This is a genomic window from Corynebacterium sp. HMSC071B10, from assembly GCF_001814825.1.
Lineage (GTDB): Bacteria > Actinomycetota > Actinomycetes > Mycobacteriales > Mycobacteriaceae > Corynebacterium.
Window position 1 is genome coordinate 26,807 of record NZ_KV818024.1, and the last position, 19,393, is coordinate 46,199.

Consider the following 19,393-nt stretch of genomic DNA (forward strand, 5'->3'; position numbering starts at 1 on the left):
AGTTCATCTGCAGGAAGATGTCGGGGCGGTTCGGGTCTGCACCCCACTCGTTGAGCGGCATTGCGGTGCCGTCGGCAAGCGTGAGCCCCTGCTCCTCCCACACATCCGGCAGGCCGTCGCCGTCAGTGTCGACTGCGCTGTCCTGGGTTTCCATCGTGATGGTGGCCTCTGCAACTGCGGTCTGGCCTGCGTCGATCTCCTCGATCCAGCGGCCGCGCTGGAACATGGCACCCGCCTCATCGACGAAGCCGACCTCGCCAGCTTGGGTGGTGTCATTGAAGGAGTTAGCAACGCCCGAGCTGTACGCACCGTCGAAGGTCAGTTGCGCGTTGTAGCCGCCGAACTCCGGGCCGACGGTGAAGACGCCATCCTCGTAAGCGCCCTGCAGCTGGCGGGCAGTGTTGACCTGATTGGTCATGTCCAGTTGGAAGTACCCGTCCTCTGCGCTGATGTTTTCCACCTCAACGCGGACGGTGATCTTGTTGCCGTCGATGCGGAACTCGCGGGTCCAGGCAGCACCGAGGGCGTCGTCGCGGTTGCGCATAGTCACAACCTGGACCTTGCCCTCCTTGCGGGTATCTACCGTGGTGTTCTCGGCGTTTCCAAGGCCGCGCTGGCCGTTGAAACGGAAGTCAATATAAAAGGAAGAATCCTGGGTGCCACCCACCGACGCCGGGTCGGTGAACTTCAGCGAGGAGATACGGCCCTTGTCCAGCTCCAGGTTGTGGAAGAAGGGACCGACCTCGTCAGCGGTGACCGTAACGACGGAAGACTCTTCGACAACCGCAGCCTGTGCTGGTGTCTGGATGGCGGGAACGAATACAGAAAGCGCACACATTGCGGCAAGTGCTTTGCGGGCGATGGCATCCATTTCGTGTTCCTCTTCTCGTGCTGCCTCCCGGCGGCAACGCCGGAAGTTGTTGTCTTTGTTCTGGCTCTAGTTTATGCAGAAAGAGTATGCACTGTGAAGTTACTTGGAAAACCGGCTTTATTTTCACGGTTTTTACTGTTTTATATCGCGATTGTTCAACACATTTAGCCCCATTGGCTGCGGCTTAGTTAAAAATTCGGTTCGTTAGGCGCACCATACCTGAGAGCAAACTCGCTATAAGTGTCTACGAACTCCAAAGTGTTCAACGATACTCGTGAATGCATATTATGCTTCCTGAGAAATAGAATGCCGCACTTTGTGGATTTCTCAACATCCACCCTGGGAGTTTTCGAAAAAGGGAAGCATAACGTCCATATCCTTAAGACCTTTACGTATGAAACGCTCAGCTAACACCAATCCGGCATTCCTTAGGAATGATCAATACGGAATTGTTCACCATTTGCCACCCCCGAAAATTACCCCCGTTTTCGGGGATTCGCTATCACTTCTTCGCCACGGACGATCCCAACCCCCGCCACACGCAAAGAGCCCGCGACCTGCACAGTCGCGGGCACCTGTCGAAAAAACAGCGCTATCGGTAGCGGATCTCGGTATACGTCACCGACGAGAGCGACGCGATGATCCGCTTGCGCAACGGCTCCGGGGCATGCGCCTGCCCGCAACACGAGCGGACGATCCGGCGCACCGCCTCCTCCGATTCCAGCTGCCCAAAGCAGTGCGGACACGCCTTGACGCGCACACGGATCTCTTCAACCCGCTCGGGCGTAGTCGACGGGTCAAACAGCTCGCACAGCAGTGCGTGCACCTCGGTGCAATCAGCCGCTTCGCAGTGGTTGTTGGGCGTGTCCATCACTTCTCCTCCGCGTTTTTTGCATCTGTCGCCGCTCGCTCGAGCCCAATGCCTTGATCATGCGCTACGTCTTTCAACATCTCGCGCAGTTGTTTTCTTCCACGGTGCAGCCGACTCATCACCGTGCCAAGCGGAATGTCCATCACTTCGGCGATTTCCTTGTACGCCAGGCCCTCCACGTCGGCGTAGTAGACCACCATGCGGTAGTCCTCGTTCAGCGAGTTGAGCGCCTCCGAAATCCGGGAGTTCGGCATCTGCTTCAACGCCTCCACCTCGGCGGATTCCAGCCCGGTCGAGTCGTGCGAGCTGGAGGTGTAGAGCTGGTTGTCGGTGACCTCGTCGGCCGAGGTGACCAGGGGGCGGCGCTGTTTCTTGCGGTAGGTGTTGATGTACGTATTCGTCATGATCCGGTACAGCCACGCCTTCAGGTTCGTGCCCGGGGTGAACCGGTCGAAGGCCTTGTATGCCTTTAAGTAGGTCTCCTGCACGAGATCTTCCGCGTCCTGCGGGTTGCGCGTCATCCGCAGCGCGCCTCCGTAGAGCTGGTCTAGCAGCGGCATGGCCTCTTCGGTGAAGCGGTTTTTCAGATCTTGCTCGGGCATGCCCGCTATTGTAGGCCACTTTCCCAGGCGTAGGATCGGCCCATACGCCAAGCGAGAAGGAGCCTCACATGTCCGCGCGCACCCGCGCCATCGCCGCAGCCAACAGCGTCGAGCACACCGTGCTGGAGTACACCGCGAGCCAGGATCATTTCGGTGAGCACTCCGTGCAACAACTCGGCGTCGACCCGCGCGCCACGCTGAAAACCCTGGTGGTGTCCAACACCGCGCAGCCGCGCGAGATGGCGCTGTGCTGCGTGCCGGTCGCGGGCCACCTCTCGCTCAAGGCAGCCGCAAAGGCGCTGGGCTGGAAGAAGGCGCAGCTCGCGGAGCCGAAGAAAGCCCAGCATGCCACAGGCTATATCGTCGGCGGCATCTCGCCGCTGGGCACACTACAAAAGCTGCCAGTGCTTATCGACGCCTCCGTGTCCCCCTTCCCCACCATCATCGTCTCCGCCGGCCAGCGCGGACTCTCGCTCGAGCTGTCGCCAAACGACCTCGCCGCGCTCGCGGGCGCCAAGTTCGCCGAGATCTCGACCGACTAGGGCCGCGTCTTCCCCATCGGCCCCTCACCGATAAGCCCGGCGTACTCGTTGCGGGCGTTGCCCACCGCTGGGTCCGCCTCGCGCCAGCGCAGCGTGTCCGCTACCCGCGACGGTGCCAAAAGCTCCGCGGCCTCCTCCGGGGTCCCGTCGACCCACTGCGCAACCTCATCCGCGCCGAGGAAGAGCGGGAGGCGGTGGTGCAGCCACGCCATATTCTCGGTGGCGTCAGTGGTCACCATCGTGGTGGAAAGGCGATCCAAGCCCGTCTCCCACAGCGCGGCGGCGTAGAGCATGCCTGATTCTGCAGCGACAAAATACGGCTGTTTTGTGCCGTGTTCGGTGGGGAGCCATTCGTAGTAGCCGTCGAGAAGCATCAGCCCGCGTTTATGGGCGAAGGCGGAGCGGAAGGAGGGCTTCTGCGCGACGGTTTCGGCGCGCGCGTTGAACAGGGACGGGCCGGAGTCGTCCTTTTTCCACGTCGGGAGAAGGCCCCAGCGCGCGGCGTCGATGCGCGCGCCGGACGCGTCGAAGCGCACGAGCGCGACCTGCTGGGTCGGGGCGATGTTGTAGCGCGGCGGCGGGGTGCCATCGGGGGTGGCGACGTGGCCTGCGCCGGGCAGGGCGGCTACCGCGTCCACGAGCGCCTCGCCGGTGGTGAAAAGCACGAAACGTCCACACATGCCTCCATTATGATGGACGCATGACTGATCTGTGGCCAGCGCCGTACGCCCCCGCCCCCGTCTCGCACACGCAGGCGGTGCCGGGGTCCAAATCGATGACCAACCGCGCACTCATCCTCGCCGCCCTCGCGCAGGGCGAATCCTTCATCGTCGGTGCCCTGCGCTCGCGCGACACCGAGCTGATGGAGTCCGCACTCGCCGCGATGGGCACCCGCTTCGCCCGCGAAGGCGAAGGAATCCGCGTGACCCCGTCCGAGCTTCAGGCCGCGGAGGTGGGCTGCGGGCTCGCCGGCACCGTGATGCGCTTCGTGCCGCCCGTGGCCGCGTTCGCGCAGGGCCCCGTGCTTTTCGACGGCGACGTGCAAGCCAAGTCCCGCCCCATGGGCACCATCCTCGACGCCCTTCGCGACCTCGGCGTCTCCGTCGCGGGCGACTCGCTCCCCTTCACCGTGCACGGCACCGGGTCCGCGCCCGGCGGCGAGGTCACTATCGACGCCTCGGGTTCCTCCCAGTTCGTCTCCGGCTTGCTGCTGGCCGCACCGCACTTTGAACGCGGCGTGACGATCACCCACTCCGGCGGCACGCTGCCGTCCATGCCGCACATCGAGATGACGGTGGACATGCTGGCACAGGCCGGGGTGCGCGTGCAGGCCGAGGGCAACACCTGGAAGGTCGAGCCACAGCAGATTCAGCCCAATCGCTGGGTCATAGAGCCGGACCTTTCCAACGCCACGCCCTTCCTCGCCGCCGCCGCAGTGACCGGGGGCGTGGTCTCCGTGCCGCACTGGCCGATTACCACCACGCAGCCGGGCGACGTGATCCGCGACATCTTGGAGCGCATGGGCTGCGAGGTCGAGCTCGTCGCCACCGGCCCGGACCACACCTTAGAGGTCCGCGGCCCGCAGAACGGCGAGCTGCAGGGCATCCGCATCGACATGAGTGACATCGGCGAGCTCACCCCCACCGTCGCCGCGCTCGCAGCGTGCGCGTCCACCCCTTCCGAGCTGACCGGCATCGCGCACCTTCGCGGCCACGAAACCAACCGCCTCGAGGCGCTGACCACGGAGCTCAACCGCCTCGGCGGCAACTGCGAGGAGCTGCCCGACGGGCTGCGTATCACCCCGGCACCGCTGCACGGCGGCACCTGGTACTCGTATGCGGACCACCGCATGGCCACCGCCGGCGCGATCCTCGGGCTGGTCGTCGACGGCGTCGAGGTGGAGAACATCGATACCACCTCCAAGACGCTGCCCGGCTTCGCGCAGATGTGGGAAACCATGGTGGGGCGCTAATGGCCCGTCGCTTCTCCAGCTACAACGACTACGACGAATCCGACGTCCGCGTCCGCCCCGGCAAGGGCTCGCGCCCGCGCTCAAAGGACCGCCCGAGCCACAAGGATGCCCGCTTCGGCATGGTGGTGACCAAGGACCGCGGGCGCTGGGGCGTCGTGCTCGATGACGGCACCCTGGTCAACTGTGTGCGCGCACGCCAACTGAAGCGCACCAGCATTGAGATCGGCGACCGCGTCGGCGTCGTCGGCGATACCTCGGGCGCGAAGGATACGATGGCGCGCATCGTCAAGCGCGCCGACCGCACCTCGGTGCTGCGCCGCACCGCCGACGACACGGACCCCTACGAGCGCATCATCGTCGCCAACGCCGAGCTGCTGCTCATCGTGGTCGCCGCCGCCGATCCCCCGCCGCGCACCGGCTTCGTCGAGCGCGCGCTGATCGCCGCCTTCGTCGGCGGCGTCCGCCCCGTCGTGTGCGTGACCAAGTCCGATTTGGAAGACCCGGAAGCATTCGAGCGCGAGATCGCCGACATGGACGTCACCGTGCTGCGCACCGGCACCGCCGATGATTTGGCCACGCTGCGCTCGCTTATCGACGGCCACGTCACCGCCCTCATCGGCCACTCCGGCGTCGGCAAGTCCACCCTGGTCAACCGCATCGTCCCGGACGCCGAGCGCGCCACCGGCGAGGTCTCCGGCGTGGGCAAGGGCCGCCACACCTCCACCCAGTCCGTCGCTTTCGAGCTCGACGGGCCAGGCGGCGGCTGGATCATCGATACTCCCGGCATCCGCTCCTTCGGGCTTGCGCACGTACAGCCCGAACAGATCATCGACGTCTTCCCGGACCTCGCCGAAGCGTCCGCCGACTGCCCCCGCGGCTGCACGCACCTGGGACCGCCAGCGGACCCGGAGTGCACCCTCGATGACTTTGCCGCCGACTCGCCTGTGGGCAGGCGCGCGGCGGCGGTGCGCCACCTGTTGGTGGCGCTGCACTCGAATAACGAGTGGGAGCTAAAGCAGCTCGATGAGGAAAGGTAGCTCGCTGGGGTCGAAGAAGGCCATGTAGAGGTCCTGGGCGTCCCCCACGGTCAGCTCCGCGTCCTCGTCGCCCAGGTCTGCGGCATCGATGCACTCGATGGCCTTGGCGGTGGCCTCCTCGGCCTCGCGCACGTCCACGTGTACCGCGGCGACGTCCTTCAGCTCGACCGGCCCGGCGACCTTGACCACCGACTCGCCCATGTCCGGCGCCCCACTCGCCTCCACGTCAGCGGAGACCACTACGCGGCGGTGCGGGAAGCGCTCCTCGTCGCCAATCGCGAGCAGGCGGATCGACGCCAACGCCGCGTCGTCGAAAGCAATCGCCTCGATTTCCTCCTGGTCGCCCGAGGTGAAGAACTCCGTCAGCTCGTCCGTGGCGGCAAAGCCCCAACCGTTGCGGGCGTGCAGCACACCCGTGTCGTTGAGGCTCTCGAGCATCCCGAAAGTCGCGGGGATGTAGACGCGCATTAAAACTCGCCCTCGACGTCGAACAGCGACTGGATCTCCACCGACGTACGGTCGAACGCCGTGTGCAGGATGCCGATCATGCCGAACTCCACGGCGGCACGAACGTTGACAATATCGTCGTCGATCATCACACAATCGTTGATGATCACGTCAATCGCATCCGCCGCCGCCTGGAACGCCGCGCGGTCCGGCTTGCCAATCCCGATCTCGCCGGAGAGCACCACCGCGTCCACGTCGCCGCGGAACTCCCACTCGCGGATTGCCTCCGCCAGCGGGCTGTCCGCTTCCTCGTTGGAGAGGATGCCCACCTTGATGTCCTGGGCCTTGACCGCCTTGATCAGCTCGCGCCAGCGCTGCTCATCCTCTTTGTCCTGATCCAGGACACCTGCGTAATCAAAAATCAGTCCCTGCATGCGTGCTCGCCTTTCTCCGCCTAGTACGTCTTTGTAGTGAGTCTACGGGCGTTACGCCTGCGCCGCTTGCTCGTCCTGGCTCTCGAACTGCTTGCGCATCAAGAACAGCTGGCGCACGGTCTCCTCCTGGATGGCCTCATTCATCGCCGCGAACATGTCGCCGCCCTCCTTCTGGTACTCCACCAGCGGGTCGCGCTGCGCCATCGCGCGCAGGCCGATGCCCTCCTTCAGGTAGTCCATCTCGTAGAGGTGCTCGCGCCACTTGGTGTCGATCACCGGCAGGATCACGGAACGCTCGAGGTTGCGCATCTGCTCCTCGCCGCCGATCTCGGCGATCTTTTCCTCGAGGGCGTCGTACTGGGCCTGCGCATCGTCGACAAGCGCCTGGCGCAGCTCGGACGCACTGATCTCGCCCGGGCTGCCGTAGGTCGAGCCCTCGATGAGCTCCTCGGCCGTCACCGTCGGGCCATAGAGGGACTCGAGCGCGTGCCACAGCTCGCGCAGATCCCAGTCCTCGACGTAGCCCTCGCGGGTCGCGCCGTCGACGTACGCGCCGACGGTGTCCTCGATCATGCGGCGGACCTGGTCCTTGATGTCCTTGGAGGCCAGGATCTCCTGGCGCTCGCCGTAGACCACCTTGCGCTGCTCGTTGAGTACCTCGTCGTACTTGAGCACGTTCTTACGCATCTCAAAGTTCTGGTTCTCCACGCGCGCCTGGGCACCCTTGACCGCGTTCGAGACCATCTTCGCCTCGATCGGCACATCGTCCGGCACGTTGAGGCGGTTCATCATGTTCTCCATGGACTGGCCCATGAAGCGCACCATCAGCTCGTCGCGCATGGACAGGTAGAAGCGGGTCTCGCCCGGGTCGCCCTGGCGGCCGGAGCGGCCGCGCAGCTGGTTGTCAATACGGCGCGACTCGTGGCGCTCCGTGCCGATGACGTAGAGGCCACCGGCCTCGCGGACCTCGTCGCCAAGCTGCTTCGAGCGCTCCTTCGCCGCCGGCAGCTGCTCGTTCCAGGCCTCCTGGTAGCGCTCCTCGTCCTCGAAGGGGTCGAGGCCCTGCTCCTGCAGCTTCGCATCCAGCAGAATTTCCGGGTTGCCGCCCAGCACGATATCGGTACCGCGACCAGCCATGTTGGTGGACACGGTCACACGGCCCGGCAGGCCCGCCTCGGCGATGATGCGGCCCTCCTCCTCGTGGTGCTTCGCGTTGAGCACGTTGTGCTTCACACCCTTGCGGGTCAGCAGCTGGGAAAGGTACTCGGAGCGCTCCACGGAGGTGGTACCCACCAGCACCGGCTGGCCCTTCTCCGAGTGCTCCGCGATGTCCTCGGCCACGGCCGCGAACTTCGCTTCCTGCGTCTTGTAGATCAGGTCGTCGCGGTCCTGTCGCTGGTTCGGACGGTTCGGCGGGATCTGCACCACGTCCATCTTGTAGATCTGGTGCAGCTCGGCCGCCTCGGTCTCCGCAGTACCGGTCATGCCGGCCAGCTTGTCGTAGAGGCGGAAGTAGTTCTGCAGCGTGATCGTCGCCAGCGTCTGGTTCTCGTTTTTGATCTCGACGTTTTCCTTCGCCTCGATCGCCTGGTGCATGCCCTCGTTGTAACGACGGCCTGCGAGCACGCGGCCCGTGAACCCGTCCACGATGAGCACCTCGCCCTGGCGCACGATGTAGTCCTTATCGCGCTCGAAGAGCTCCTTCGCCTTAATCGCGTTGTTGAGGTAGCTGACCAGCTGCGAGTGCTCCGGGGCGTACAGGTTGCCAATGCCCAGCTGGTCCTCGACGAACTCCACGCCCTCCTCGGTCACGCCGATGGTGCGCTTGCGGCGGTCCACCTCGTAGTGCTTGCCCTCGCGCATCCGCGGGGCGAGCTGGGAGAACACGGTGTAGAGCTGGCTGGAGCCGTCGACGGGGCCGGAAATGATCAGCGGGGTACGCGCCTCGTCGATAAGAATCGAGTCAACCTCATCCACGATGGCGAAGTTATGGCCGCGCTGCACCATCTCGCTGGTCGAGCGCGTCATGTTGTCGCGCAGGTAATCGAAGCCGAGCTCGTTGTTCGTACCGTACGTAATCGCTGCTGCGTAGGACTTCTTGCGCTCGTCCGGGCGCATCTCGGAAAGGATCACGCCCACGTCCAGGCCCAGGAAGTGGTGCACACGCCCCATCATCTCGGCGTCACGCTTAGCCAGGTAGTCGTTCACCGTGACGATGTGGACGCCCTTACCGGAAAGGCCGTTCAAGTACGCGGGCAGCACCGAGGTCAGGGTCTTGCCCTCACCGGTCTTCATCTCGGCGACGCTACCGAAGTGGAGTGCCGCGCCACCCATAATCTGCACCTTGTAGTGCTTCTGCCCCAGCACGCGCCAGGACGCCTCGCGGGCGGTCGCGAACGCGTCGAGCAGCAGGTCGTCCAGCGACGCCCCGTCTTCGATCTGCTGCTTAAACTCGTCGGTCTTTGCCTTGAGCTCCTCGTCAGTGAGCTTCTCGTACTCACCCTCCAGCGCCATGACTTGGTCAGCAATCTTTGACAAACGCTTGACGGTGCGCCCTTCACCGGCGCGGAGCAACTTGGAAAGTCCAAACACGTTCTGTGAATCCTTCGGTAGTCAGTGCAAAAGTACGAGCACAAAAAAGTTACTTAAGGTGTACCAACCCGCAATTGTACGCACAAGGCAGCGTGCCTTGACAACCGCTCGTCTGCCCAACCTCGCACAATTTGGTGTGAATACGCCAAACGCCCGCCACAGCGCAAGGCCGTGGCGGGCGTACTGGTCTAGCCCTTAGGCTTCCTTCGCCTCAGCGGTCAGGGCGATCAGGCCGTAATCGTAGGCGTGGCGGCGGTACACCACGGACGGCTGGTTGGTCTCCTCATCCACGAAGAGGTAGAAATCGTGGCCCACCAGCTCCATCTCGGACAGCGCATCGTCCACGCTCATCGGGGTGGCGGAGTGCTCCTTGCGACGCACAATCTGGCCCGGCACCACATCTTCAACCGTGTCCGCGTACGGATCCGTCTCGAAGTTGTCCTTCGCCTGTGCGCGTGCTTCCTCTGCCTCGCGCGCCAGCTCGGCCGCGATCTCGCCGGTGGACTTCGGCGCGCGGTGGCCGGAGCGCGCCACCTGGCGACGCACCTTCACCTTGCGCAGCGAGCGCTCCATCTTGCCTAGTGCAGACTCGAGGGCAGCGTAGAAGCTGTCCTCCTTAGCCTCGGCGCGGGCGAGGTGGCCCTTGCCGGTCGCGGTGATCTGCACGCGCTGTGCCTGCGCTTCTCGACGCGGGTTGGGCTCGTGCTGCAGCTCCACATTGAAGAACGTGAGCGAGGGGTCAAGCTTCTCAATCTTTGCGAGTTTGGCATTGACGCGCTCTTGGAAGTGCTCTGGGACCTCGACATTTCGGCCGGTGATGGTCACCTGTGCGTTGGGGCTCAGGCTGTCGTTGTGCTCTGCAGAAGTCATCTGCTTCCTCCCTAGAGTAGTAGGAACTCGGTCTACCCCAACTATACAACTGGTCATAACCAATGTGTTGCTTTGAGGCGAAGAAGTTCCTGCCAGTTTCCTGCGTCTCAGGCTTCCGCAAGTGTGACGCACCCCGCCACACGCACCCCGCGCGCAAGCAACGCAGCCACGCTAGCCTCGAGCGTTGCCCCCGTGGTGACTACGTCATCGACCACCACCACGCTACCGGCAGGCAGTTTCTGCACGTGCACCGCCCCCTGCAAGTTCGCGCGCCGGCCGGCCTCGTCCAGTTCGGCCTGGTCCGCCGTTGTCCTGCGCAGCGTCAGCGCCGGGCAGGTAGCGCGCCCGCTCGCCTCGCACACCGCACGTACCGGGTCCCCGCCGCGGGCGCGCGCGTTGGCTTTGCGTGTCGGGGCGGGGACCAGCGCGTCCGCGACCGCGATATCTCCGCGCACCTCCAAGTGCTCGAGCGCCGCCGCGAGGACCGCGCCGACGTGCGCGCGCACCGCCAGGTTGTTGCGCTCCTTCATCGCCAGAATCACCCCGCGGTGCGCATCCGCGTACGGCCCGAGCGCGAACACCGGGGCGGGCACCGTCACCTTGGGGAACACTCGCTGCGGGGGTCGCGCGAGCAGGCGGCGGCACCGTGCGCACAGCACCGACCAGCGCTCGGCGGGCTCCCCGCAGCCCGCGCAGTAGCGCGGCAACAGCAGGTCCGCCACCTCCCCCAGCATGGTGCTAGTTGCGCGCCACGATCGGCAGGGCGCGGGTGCCGAGCAGCCCCGGTACCTCGCGCCACAGCGGGTTGTCGCTGCCGGAGACCGGCATCTGCAGCAGCGCGTTCGAGTCGGTGACGTACAGCATGTTCGGCGAGGTCCCCACCGCCACCACCGGCGCGGAGATGTTGCCCGCGGACAAGGTGTGGCTACCCGAGCCGTCCTGCTCGACGCGCAGCACCGGCGAGACACCGCTGGAAGTACCCACGAGCAGCGAGCCGTCCGGCTGCCAGTCCGCCGAGATGACCGACCCGCCCAGCTCGGAGGCGTACTCCACCACGTTGACCACGGAGCGCTCGCCGGTCGCGCCGCGCTTGACAATCCCGGTGTAGAGCCGCCCGTCAATCACCATCACCACACGCGCCGAGCTACGCGACAGGCGCAGCACCGAAATGTTGCCCTCGACGCCCTCCGGTAGTTCGACGTCCACCTCGCTGGTGATGATCTCGTCAGTCGCGCCGGACTGGATGGTGCGCAGCACCTTCTTGCCGTCGGCCACGACCCACACCGCAGCTGCGTCGGGCTCGAAGGTGGGGCGGGAAAACGTCGTGCCCTCGACGATGTCCTCCTCGCGCCCGCCGAACTCGCCGACGCGGAACACGTCCTTGTCCTCCTCGTGTTCCTCGTTGTTGCCGCTGGGCTTGCCGAAGACCCCGGCCCAGTACTTCTCGCCGTAGATGTCGGCGGTCAGCGCGTCGCCCGCCTCGCCGAGCGCGCCCTCGACCTGGTGCGCGGTGCCGCCGCTGACACGCGAGACGCGACCGTTGGCCAGCGAGTACAGCGTCGTCTCGCCAACCAGATCCACCAGCGGGCTGAACTCGGCGAAGTCGTCGACGGTCAGCGCGTCGGCACCGTCGAAAAGCACCTCGCCGTCGGCGCGCAGATTGTACGGCCCGGTCACGCCAGCAGAGGCCAACGTCCACACCACCTGGGCCGCAAACTGCTTGCGCGCCTTCTCATCGAGCCCGCCGAAGCCGGTGAAGGTGTACGCGCCGTCTTCCATCCCCGCGTACGCGATCGCGTCGTTCTCCCCTGTCAGGTGCGCCGGGGACGACTCCTCCACCGCCGGGGCGAGCCGCTCGGACGGGCCGCCGGTCAAAAGCGTAATCAGGGCGCTCGGCAGCGATTCCCGGCGCGAGACCACCCAGCGGCGGTCGGTGATCAGTTCGTTGCCGGCCGGGTCGAAGAAGTAGAGGTTGTAGGGCTGGTACTGCTCGCGCAGCTCGGAACGCTCCAGCACGACGCCGGACGGGAGGGAGGAGATGCGCCACTCGCCGTCGACAAGCTCGAGCTCCAAGGTGGCCTCGTAGCTGCCGTGCTCGGGCGTGAACGCGCCGCCGTCGTGCAGCTCGCCGACGACGTCGCCGTGCACGCTGTAGCTGCGCTTGGTCCCGGCGCCGCCGACGAGCGTGGTCACGCCGATATTGTCCACGATCAGCGTCTGCACGCGCGGGTCCCAAGCCGAGCGGGCGTCGCCGGTGAGGAAGGCACGCGCGGCCTCGTAATCCGCGGCCGGCAGCGCCGAGGCGGCGTAGAAGTCGCGCAGGAGCAGGTCCGGTTCGCGGCCCTCGATCGGGCGGGCATCGGGCTCGGCCGCCGTCTGCGCGTCAAAGCTGTGGAGCACGTGCGGGTCGGAGTTTGTGGGCAGGGAGGTACACCCCGAGGTCAGGGCGATTATCGACGCCCACGCCACCACCTTCGCCTTCCTAGTCACGCCCATCTGCCGCCTCCTCTTTCGTACGCGCCACCAGCGGACGCGCCTGTTCGCCTTCCGCATTCTGCTCATCCTCGCCCGGCGCGACCAGCGGCAGCGGGGCTTCCGTGTAGCCCTGCTCCGGGTGGCGCGGCAGCACGAGGCGGAACTGCGCACCGACGCCGGGCTGGCCCGCCGCATCCAGCTGGCCGTGGTGCAGCACCGCGTCCTCGCGCGCGATCGCCAGGCCCAGGCCGGTGCCGCCGGAGTGGCGCTTGCGCGACTTGTCGGCGCGCCAGAAGCGGTTGAACACCAGCTCCTCCTGCCCGGGCTTGAGCCCGACGCCGCCGTCGGTGACGGTAATGGCCACGGCCTCGTCGTTGGCCCGCAGGCACACAGCGACCGGGTTGCCCTCCGAGTGGTCGATGGCGTTGGCAATCAGGTTGCGCACGATACGCTCGATGCGCCGCGAGTCGCCCTCCAGGTTGACCGGCTCCTCGGGCAGGTCGAAGATGACCTCCACGTCGAGTTCCTCGGCCAGGTGCTGGGTCTGCGCCCACGCAGACTCGATGGGGGTCTTCGCGTCGATGGTGGCCAGCGCCAGGTCGGCCACGCCGGCGTCGTGGCGCGAGATCTCCAGCAGGTCGGCCAGCAGCGCCTCGAAGCGGTCGAGCTCGCGGGTCATCAGCTGCGAGGCGCGCTGGGTCACCGGGTCGAGGTCGTCTTCGTTGGCGGCGATCATGTCCGCGGCCATGCGCACCGTGGTCAGCGGGGTGCGCAGCTCGTGCGAGACGTCCGAGGTGAACTGTCGCTGCAGGTCGCCGTACTCCTCGAGGTGGTTGATCTGCTCGGAGATCTTGTCCGCCATGTTGTTGAAGGACAGCGCGAGCACGGCCATCTCGTCCTCGCCGTCGACAGGCATGCGCTCGCGCAAATGCCCGCTGGCGAAGCGCTCGGCGGTGCGCGAGGCGGAGCGCACCGGCGCGACGATCTGTTGGGAGGCCAGCCACGCGATGCCCACCAGCAGCACGATCACAATCACCGCAGCCGAGGCGATGAGGCCGCGCATGAGCGCGAGTGTCGACGCCTCGTTGTCCATGTTCAAGACCAAGTACAGCTCGAGGTCGCGCAGGTCCGCGTTCGTCGGCGTGCCGATGATCAACGCGCTGTAGGTGGAACGGTCGGTGCGCTCGACCGAGGAAAACTGGTAGGCCACATTGCCCTCAGACACGAACGCCTGGAGCTTCTCCGGGATGGAGTAGGACTCCGGCGAGGACGTGCCCGCACCCGGGCCGCCGCTGACCAGAAGGACCGGGTCGTAGACGTTGGCTGCCTCGGAACTGCCCTGCGAGCGCTGCGTGAGCGCCGCCCGCGCTGAGTTCAGCCGCACCTGCAGCGAGGAAGCGCTGCCAGTGTTGTTGATCTGCTCCTCGACCACCACGCGCGCACGCTCGATCTCGACGCTCGCCGCGTCCAACTTGCTCTGCGTGATGCGCTGGGTGACCACCGAGGCCATGGCGAAACCCAACACGAGCATGACGATGGTGGACACGATGAGCACCGTGCCCACGAAACGCACCTGCAGCGAGGTGCGCCACGACTCTGCGACGCGCTCTCTCGCCCGCCAGATTGCGTTGCCCTTTATCGGCTACACCCCCGGTTTACCAGTCTTGTAACCCAGCCCACGCACGGTGAGGATGATCTCCGGGTGCTCCGGGTCCAGCTCAATCTTGGAGCGCAGGCGCTGCACGTGCACGTTCACCAGGCGGGTGTCGGAGGCATTGCGGTAGCCCCATACCGTCTCCAGCAGCTCGTCGCGGGTGTGCACCTGGTTCGGCTTGCGCGCCATCTCCAGCAGCAGATCGAACTCCAGCGGGGTCAGCGCGATCTCCTCGTCGCCGCGGCTGACCATGTGCTGCGGCACGTCGATGGTCAGGTCTCCGATCTTGAGCACCTCGGCAGGCTCATCGTCGGCGCGGCGCAGGCGCGCGCGGATCCGGGCGATGAGCTCCTTCGGCTTGAAGGGCTTCGTGATGTAGTCATCCGCCCCGGACTCTAAGCCCAGCACCACGTCCACGGTGTCCGTCTTTGCAGTAAGCATGACGATCGGTACCGCGGAAGTCCGGCGGATCTCGCGGCAGATGTCAATCCCGTTGACGCCGGGCAGCATCAGGTCCAAGAGCACCAGATCGGGGTCGTACGCGTGAAAGGCCTCCACCGCTTCCGCGCCGTCCTGGACGGAAGAGGTATCAAAGCCCTCGGCCTCCAGCACGATGGTCAACATCTCATTGATGGCTGGGTCATCATCAACAACGAGGATCTTCGGCTGCATCAGGGCTCCTTCAACGTACGGCTTCGACTGCTTGCATGATAGTTCCTGCATCAGTGGTGCGAAGCCATCGGCTCGCCCACCCCTGCGCGGCCAGCGCCACGTACGCCTCGTAGGTGGCCTGCTGCAGGGACGCGTCGCGCTCGTAGCGGTCCCGCGCACGCGCCTCGTCCGCCGCTGCGCGCTTGACCGCCCGCTCCTGCGCGACCGCAGGCGGGGTATCCACCAGCACCTGCAGGTCCGGCACCGGCAGCCCGAGCTGGCCGAACTCCAGCTCCGCTACCCAATCGACGATCGCCTTCTCCCCCGAACGCGCCCAGGAGTAGGCCGCGTTCGAGGCCACGTAGCGGTCCAACACCAGCACACCTGTCTCCGCGTACTCGGCGATCTGCGCCTTCGCCCCGTAGCGGTCCAGCGCAAACATGGTGGCCATCCCGTAAATCGAATCGGTTAAATCGCCCATCTTCCCGTGCAGCGCCTGCTGCGCCAGCTGCGCGTGGATGGACTCCTCGTAGCGAGGGAAGGCAAGCGTGCGCGCCCCGTACTCGCGCTGGATCGCCTGGACAATGGTGCGCTTTCCCGCCCCGTCAATACCCTCTACGGCAATAATCATGGCCGCCCTCGCCTACGCGAGCGCCTCGAGGAACTGATCCAGGCTCGCGCCCGCCTCCTCCTCGCCGACGCCCTCCAGCACCGCGGTCGCGGCCTCGATCGCCTCGTCGCTCACCGTCGCGGGACGGTTGCGGATAAAGGGATAGGTATCGGCGACCTCACCGGCAGAAAAGGGTGCCCCGGCCCAGATCGCCACAATCGTCGCGGCGGCGCGGCCGTTAAGCAGCTCATCCTCGCTGACGGAGGCGGGGTTTTGGTTGGCGGCCAACAACGCGGCGTCGATAACCGCCTGCTCGACTTCGCCCTCCTCGAGCGAGTCAAGCTCATCGAGAAAATCGACATTGGCCTCGGCAGAGAAGATCTCCTCATCCCACGCGCTCATCGGCATCTCCTTTTCCTTTTGGGCGGATTTTGCGCACTTGCCATAGGTCTACCACGATTCTGCTTCCCCCGGCACGGAGGCAGTGTTGATGTGTTTGTGATCACTTGAACAGGAGAATTCATAACAAGCGTGCTATAAAAGGCGAAACAGAGTAATTGTTATAAGGTTGTGACAATTGAGTCGGAGAAGGAGGACCCGTGGATAACCAGAAGCCGCGCGTCGGCATCTTTATGGCGGCAGGCATCGTCGCCGCTATCGTCATTGGCTTCTTCGTCTGGAACGCCTCCTCCTCCGAGCGCTCAGCCCAAGCCGGCTACGTCTCTGAGACGACAAGCGAGCAGCCACGCAAGGAAAGCCCCGTCTCCAAAACCTCCAGGGTGACCTCGGATAAGCGCTCCGAGCAGGCTGACGACGACGCGGGGCAGGACCCCAACGCCGCACCCCAGCAGCCGCAGGTCAACCTCGCACAACCCAGCACGGAAGGCCAGGGCGAGGCCTACAGCCTCAACTCCGACCCTTATGCCCCGCAACACGCGGTCGTAGGCACCGCGCAGCAGCAGGCATCCACCCGCGTCTTCCGCCCCACCAACGTGGTCCCCACCACCGTGCTGCCCACCACCGCCGCGGCGATGCAGGGCGAGGGCGAGGCTGCCGAAGCCCCGAGCCCCGCTGAGTCCTCCGCGCCTTCCACGCAGGAAACGCCGGGCACTCCGGGCACTTCGAGCGAAGGCAGCTCGACGACGACCGAGCCGACGCCAGCGGAGCCGAAGCCCGCAGACCCCGCCGGCGAGCCCGCGCCGGAACCGCCGGCCGGTGCCATCCCGACGCCGAGCGGTGCACCGCAGTCGGCCGAGCAGAACACGGCACCCCAGAGGGGGCAGGCGCACACGCAGGTCGGGCCTGAGGCCGACCAGGGTACGCCACCGGCACCCGCGCCGCGGGAGGCGGGAGCCCCGCAGCAAGGCTTCTCCTCCGAGGCGCAGCAGGCCTGGAACCGCTGGATGAGCAACTTCCGCCGCTAACTACGCCACACGCAGCGACCCGTTTGATTTTGGGTCGCTGCTTTTTCGTATCCCCCTTCCGTGGGCAGGCGTCATCCTTCTCACTTCCGCTTATGGCGCTTCAATGAAGTACCATGCGCTACAGAAGCCTTTTAAGGCCAATCCAAGCTGCTACAAACTTCGCACAGCTCCCTCACACGGCAATCGCCTTTGATTTACGTGCGCCGAGCCGGGCGGAGACGTCGCAACTTGCCTCTTTACCTCGCCGTCATCTGAGAAAGGGAATTCAATGCGGCCGTTTTCCACTCCCCGCACGCTCAACCTGCGCCCCGCGCTCGCCGCATCAATGGCGGCAACGCTGGCCATTTCCGGAACCGCGGCAGTCAGCGTTGCCGCGCCAACCGCGGTCTACGCGCAGGCAGCAGAAGCTAGTGGGGAGCTCAACGCGGAAACGCGCCTGGACAAGTTCGCGGATCTACCCAGATACAATGACGGCACCTTGATCGGTACCACGGGGTACAGCACAACTAAACTCCCCTGGTTCTTGACCTACCAGCCCACCTACGCGAACTACTACACCGCCTCCCCAGGCAAAGCGTTCCGCATCGACGCGCCCGAGTACTGGGAGTTCTTCCCCCATGCATACCGCAGGACTCCGCCGGAGGAGATCAGGTACGAGGGAGTAGCGACAGGTGAGAAGCCCTTTGTCAACCCTGACTGGGCCACTGTGCACCCCGATGGCAGCGTCGAAGGCACAGTCCCGGCAGACGCCGCGAAGGGTGTCTATACCCTGCAGGTGAAGGCGTGGCAGGAGGGGAGCGACTACACCTCCGAAATCACGCTGTATGTGGACGAAGCGGGGAACTTAAGCTACGAGGATCTCCCCGATTACGTCCGCTACCAGCCGAAGTTCCAGCGACACCCGCTGATTCTTAAGCCCGGCGAGACGAAGAAGATCCCCGGCGTTGCGTGGAGCGACCCGGTGCGCTACGGCGACAGCGAAGTCATCGATGTCAGCGATCCCGACTTCGACCCGAACAACCCAAAACATGTGGACAGCCACTGGCCGGTGATGACCGACGTGGACGGCAACCCCCTGGTCGAGGAGCGCCAGATCGAGGGTGAAAAGCGCGAGCTGCTCGTCAACGCGCGTGCCAAGTTCGAGAAAAAGTTCGCCAACGCCAAGAACAAGGCGAACCGCTTCTGCGACGCCAGCGCGGATGAAGACGCTTGCCAGGACGGCGACCACACGATCAAGATCAGCTATGTGCCGCTAAGCTCGCCCCTCGGCGATGATCCGAACGAGGAACAGCAGTACCGGATCTTTTCTGAGATCCATATCACCGCTGGAAAAGACCCAAACCCACTCGAATACGTTGAGCTGCCAATCACCTTCAACTACTCAGAGAGCTCCTGGGACACGGTGAACCTGCCGATCTACATCAAGGACGTGGACCACGCTGGGCTCTACTCCCCCGTGCTCAATGAGGCTGTCATCGTCGGCATGAACGAAACTGAGACGGCGGACACCCCGCTCTTTATCGACGCGAGCGACCCTGATGGTCCCCGCATCGCCCCACCAGAGGGCACGACATTCTTCATCCCCGCCGGTGACGACGGCGTGCCGTACCGCGACTGGGTCAGCATCGAAGACCAGGGCGGCAAGCCCGCGATCAACGTGAACCCCGGGGCGAAGGATGCGCTGCTCGACGGCGCATCGCACCGCACGATCGAGGTCCCCATCCAAGCGCAGTTTGCCGACGGCACCACCTCTAAGGCCTTCTTCCTTCCCGTCACCGTGTACCGGGAGAAGACCGTCTACCCGGGCCGCGGATCACAGCCCGCAGGTGTCGCCGTCGGCGAGGTTCACGAGGGCAAGACCACTGTCACCGCAAAGGACAAAGCGGGCAAGAACGTCCCCGCCAAGTTCAACGCAAACGGCGAGGTTGAGCTCGATCCCGCCACCGGTGCGGCAGGCCCGATCACCGTCACCGTGACCGACCCCAGCCTTGGCGAAGTGACCAAGCGCGTCCCCCTCGGCACCACAACCACGGTCAGCGACCCGAAAACTACCGTCTACCCGGGCCGCGGCAAGCAGGCCACCGGCATCACCATCGGCGAATACCACGAGGGCCTCACCAAGGTCACCGCCAAAGACGCCAACGGCAACAACGTCACCGCCACGCTGAACGACGCCCACGAGGTCCTCCTCGACCCCGCCACCGACGCGACAGGCCCCATCACCGTCACCGTGGCCGACCCCAGCCTCGGCAACCCCGTGACCAAGACCGTCACCCTCGGCACCACGACCACGGTCAGCGACGCAACGACCACCGTCTACCCGGGCCGCGGCAAGCAGGCC

18 protein-coding genes and 1 pseudogene are annotated in these 19,393 nt (G+C 65.3%); 5 read left to right on the forward strand and 14 right to left on the reverse strand.

Going from position 1 to position 19,393, the window contains the following annotated elements:
* The 3 genes and pseudogenes from HMPREF2990_RS10500 to HMPREF2990_RS10510 form a co-directional block, all read right to left on the reverse strand.
* Positions 1-871 (reverse strand): annotated as a pseudogene (locus HMPREF2990_RS10500) (hypothetical protein); the annotation flags it as partial.
* 592 nt (positions 872-1,463) lie between these two features.
* The gene (gene rsrA, locus HMPREF2990_RS10505; protein WP_038588869.1) at positions 1,464-1,742 is read right to left on the reverse strand and encodes a mycothiol system anti-sigma-R factor; all 279 of its coding nucleotides are present in this window, start codon (positions 1,740-1,742) and stop codon (positions 1,464-1,466) included.
* The gene (locus HMPREF2990_RS10510; RefSeq protein ID WP_070764575.1) at positions 1,742-2,344 is read right to left on the reverse strand and encodes a sigma-70 family RNA polymerase sigma factor; all 603 of its coding nucleotides are present in this window, start codon (positions 2,342-2,344) and stop codon (positions 1,742-1,744) included. Before HMPREF2990_RS10510 ends, rsrA begins: the two co-directional genes overlap by 1 nt.
* A 68-nt stretch (positions 2,345-2,412) precedes the next feature.
* Here HMPREF2990_RS10510 and HMPREF2990_RS10515 point away from each other — a divergent pair, with 68 nt between their 5' ends.
* Positions 2,413-2,886, forward strand: coding sequence for an aminoacyl-tRNA deacylase (locus HMPREF2990_RS10515; protein ID WP_070764576.1), 474 nt, complete (start codon positions 2,413-2,415; stop codon positions 2,884-2,886).
* On the opposite strand, the gene HMPREF2990_RS10520 is transcribed toward HMPREF2990_RS10515, so the two are convergent.
* Positions 2,883-3,566, reverse strand: coding sequence for an SOS response-associated peptidase (locus HMPREF2990_RS10520; RefSeq protein ID WP_070764577.1), 684 nt, complete (start codon positions 3,564-3,566; stop codon positions 2,883-2,885). The two genes, HMPREF2990_RS10515 and HMPREF2990_RS10520, sit on opposite strands and share 4 nt — an antisense overlap.
* Positions 3,567-3,586: 20 nt before the next feature.
* On the opposite strand from HMPREF2990_RS10520, the gene aroA reads away from it, so the two are divergent.
* Entirely contained in the window at positions 3,587-4,858 is a 1,272-nt protein-coding gene (aroA, locus tag HMPREF2990_RS10525; protein ID WP_070764578.1) for a 3-phosphoshikimate 1-carboxyvinyltransferase, read from the forward strand.
* Positions 4,858-5,895: a ribosome small subunit-dependent GTPase A gene (gene rsgA / locus HMPREF2990_RS10530; RefSeq protein ID WP_070764579.1), complete on the forward strand. Its 1,038-nt coding sequence runs from the start codon at positions 4,858-4,860 to the stop codon at positions 5,893-5,895. Before aroA ends, rsgA begins: the two co-directional genes overlap by 1 nt.
* Here the strand turns inward: rsgA and HMPREF2990_RS10535 are convergent.
* The 10 genes from HMPREF2990_RS10535 to HMPREF2990_RS10580 form a co-directional block, all read right to left on the reverse strand.
* Complete coding sequence (locus tag HMPREF2990_RS10535) at positions 5,869-6,363, reverse strand: DUF6912 family protein (RefSeq protein WP_070764580.1); 495 nt, start codon at positions 6,361-6,363, stop codon at positions 5,869-5,871. The genes rsgA and HMPREF2990_RS10535 overlap by 27 nt on opposite strands.
* Entirely contained in the window at positions 6,363-6,776 is a 414-nt protein-coding gene (locus HMPREF2990_RS10540; RefSeq protein ID WP_070764581.1) for an HAD-IA family hydrolase, read from the reverse strand. Before HMPREF2990_RS10540 ends, HMPREF2990_RS10535 begins: the two co-directional genes overlap by 1 nt.
* A gap of 51 nt (positions 6,777-6,827) precedes the next feature.
* Positions 6,828-9,368, reverse strand: coding sequence for a preprotein translocase subunit SecA (gene secA, locus HMPREF2990_RS10545; protein WP_070764582.1), 2,541 nt, complete (start codon positions 9,366-9,368; stop codon positions 6,828-6,830).
* Positions 9,369-9,563: 195 nt separating this feature from the next.
* Positions 9,564-10,238: a ribosome hibernation-promoting factor, HPF/YfiA family gene (hpf, locus tag HMPREF2990_RS10550; RefSeq protein ID WP_070764583.1), complete on the reverse strand. Its 675-nt coding sequence runs from the start codon at positions 10,236-10,238 to the stop codon at positions 9,564-9,566.
* 107 nt (positions 10,239-10,345) lie between these two features.
* Entirely contained in the window at positions 10,346-10,972 is a 627-nt protein-coding gene (locus HMPREF2990_RS10555; protein WP_210399982.1) for a ComF family protein, read from the reverse strand.
* A gap of 4 nt (positions 10,973-10,976) precedes the next feature.
* Positions 10,977-12,734, reverse strand: a complete 1,758-nt coding sequence (gene lpqB, locus HMPREF2990_RS10560; protein ID WP_070764584.1) for an MtrAB system accessory lipoprotein LpqB — start codon at positions 12,732-12,734, stop codon at positions 10,977-10,979.
* Positions 12,721-14,292 carry an MtrAB system histidine kinase MtrB gene (gene mtrB, locus HMPREF2990_RS10565; protein ID WP_070764585.1) on the reverse strand — a complete coding sequence of 524 codons (1,572 nt, stop codon included), beginning with the start codon at positions 14,290-14,292 and terminating at the stop codon, positions 12,721-12,723. Before mtrB ends, lpqB begins: the two co-directional genes overlap by 14 nt.
* A gap of 63 nt (positions 14,293-14,355) precedes the next feature.
* Positions 14,356-15,039, reverse strand: coding sequence for an MtrAB system response regulator MtrA (mtrA, locus tag HMPREF2990_RS10570; RefSeq protein ID WP_070764586.1), 684 nt, complete (start codon positions 15,037-15,039; stop codon positions 14,356-14,358).
* Between the two features lie 10 nt (positions 15,040-15,049).
* Positions 15,050-15,649, reverse strand: coding sequence for a dTMP kinase (locus HMPREF2990_RS10575; protein WP_070764587.1), 600 nt, complete (start codon positions 15,647-15,649; stop codon positions 15,050-15,052).
* Positions 15,650-15,661: 12 nt separating this feature from the next.
* A complete protein-coding gene (locus HMPREF2990_RS10580) occupies positions 15,662-16,030 on the reverse strand; it encodes a DUF4259 domain-containing protein (RefSeq protein WP_070764674.1) in 369 nt (122 codons plus the stop codon).
* Between the two features lie 197 nt (positions 16,031-16,227).
* On the opposite strand from HMPREF2990_RS10580, the gene HMPREF2990_RS10585 reads away from it, so the two are divergent.
* Together HMPREF2990_RS10585 and HMPREF2990_RS13040 are read left to right on the forward strand one after the other, a co-directional pair.
* Positions 16,228-17,052: a hypothetical protein gene (locus tag HMPREF2990_RS10585; protein WP_070764588.1), complete on the forward strand. Its 825-nt coding sequence runs from the start codon at positions 16,228-16,230 to the stop codon at positions 17,050-17,052.
* A 268-nt stretch (positions 17,053-17,320) separates the two neighbouring features.
* Positions 17,321-19,393, forward strand: a 2,073-nt coding sequence (locus HMPREF2990_RS13040) for a hypothetical protein (protein WP_168167144.1), incomplete at its 3' end; no start/stop codon positions are given.

Excerpts from the sequence above, each read along its gene's own strand:
- rsrA (WP_038588869.1), bottom strand. The coding sequence starts at position 1,742 with ATGGACACGCCCAACAACCACTGCGAAGCGGCTGATTGCACCGAGGTG.
- HMPREF2990_RS10510 (WP_070764575.1), bottom strand. The coding sequence starts at position 2,344 with ATGCCCGAGCAAGATCTGAAAAACCGCTTCACCGAAGAGGCCATGCCG.
- HMPREF2990_RS10515 (WP_070764576.1), top strand. The coding sequence starts at position 2,413 with ATGTCCGCGCGCACCCGCGCCATCGCCGCAGCCAACAGCGTCGAGCAC.
- HMPREF2990_RS10520 (WP_070764577.1), bottom strand. The coding sequence starts at position 3,566 with ATGTGTGGACGTTTCGTGCTTTTCACCACCGGCGAGGCGCTCGTGGAC.
- aroA (WP_070764578.1), top strand. The coding sequence starts at position 3,587 with ATGACTGATCTGTGGCCAGCGCCGTACGCCCCCGCCCCCGTCTCGCAC.
- rsgA (WP_070764579.1), top strand. The coding sequence starts at position 4,858 with ATGGCCCGTCGCTTCTCCAGCTACAACGACTACGACGAATCCGACGTC.
- HMPREF2990_RS10535 (WP_070764580.1), bottom strand. The coding sequence starts at position 6,363 with ATGCGCGTCTACATCCCCGCGACTTTCGGGATGCTCGAGAGCCTCAAC.
- HMPREF2990_RS10540 (WP_070764581.1), bottom strand. The coding sequence starts at position 6,776 with ATGCAGGGACTGATTTTTGATTACGCAGGTGTCCTGGATCAGGACAAA.
- hpf (WP_070764583.1), bottom strand. The coding sequence starts at position 10,238 with ATGACTTCTGCAGAGCACAACGACAGCCTGAGCCCCAACGCACAGGTG.
- HMPREF2990_RS10555 (WP_210399982.1), bottom strand. The coding sequence starts at position 10,972 with ATGCTGGGGGAGGTGGCGGACCTGCTGTTGCCGCGCTACTGCGCGGGC.
- lpqB (WP_070764584.1), bottom strand. The coding sequence starts at position 12,734 with ATGGGCGTGACTAGGAAGGCGAAGGTGGTGGCGTGGGCGTCGATAATC.
- mtrA (WP_070764586.1), bottom strand. The coding sequence starts at position 15,039 with ATGCAGCCGAAGATCCTCGTTGTTGATGATGACCCAGCCATCAATGAG.
- HMPREF2990_RS10575 (WP_070764587.1), bottom strand. The coding sequence starts at position 15,649 with ATGATTATTGCCGTAGAGGGTATTGACGGGGCGGGAAAGCGCACCATT.
- HMPREF2990_RS10580 (WP_070764674.1), bottom strand. The coding sequence starts at position 16,030 with ATGAGCGCGTGGGATGAGGAGATCTTCTCTGCCGAGGCCAATGTCGAT.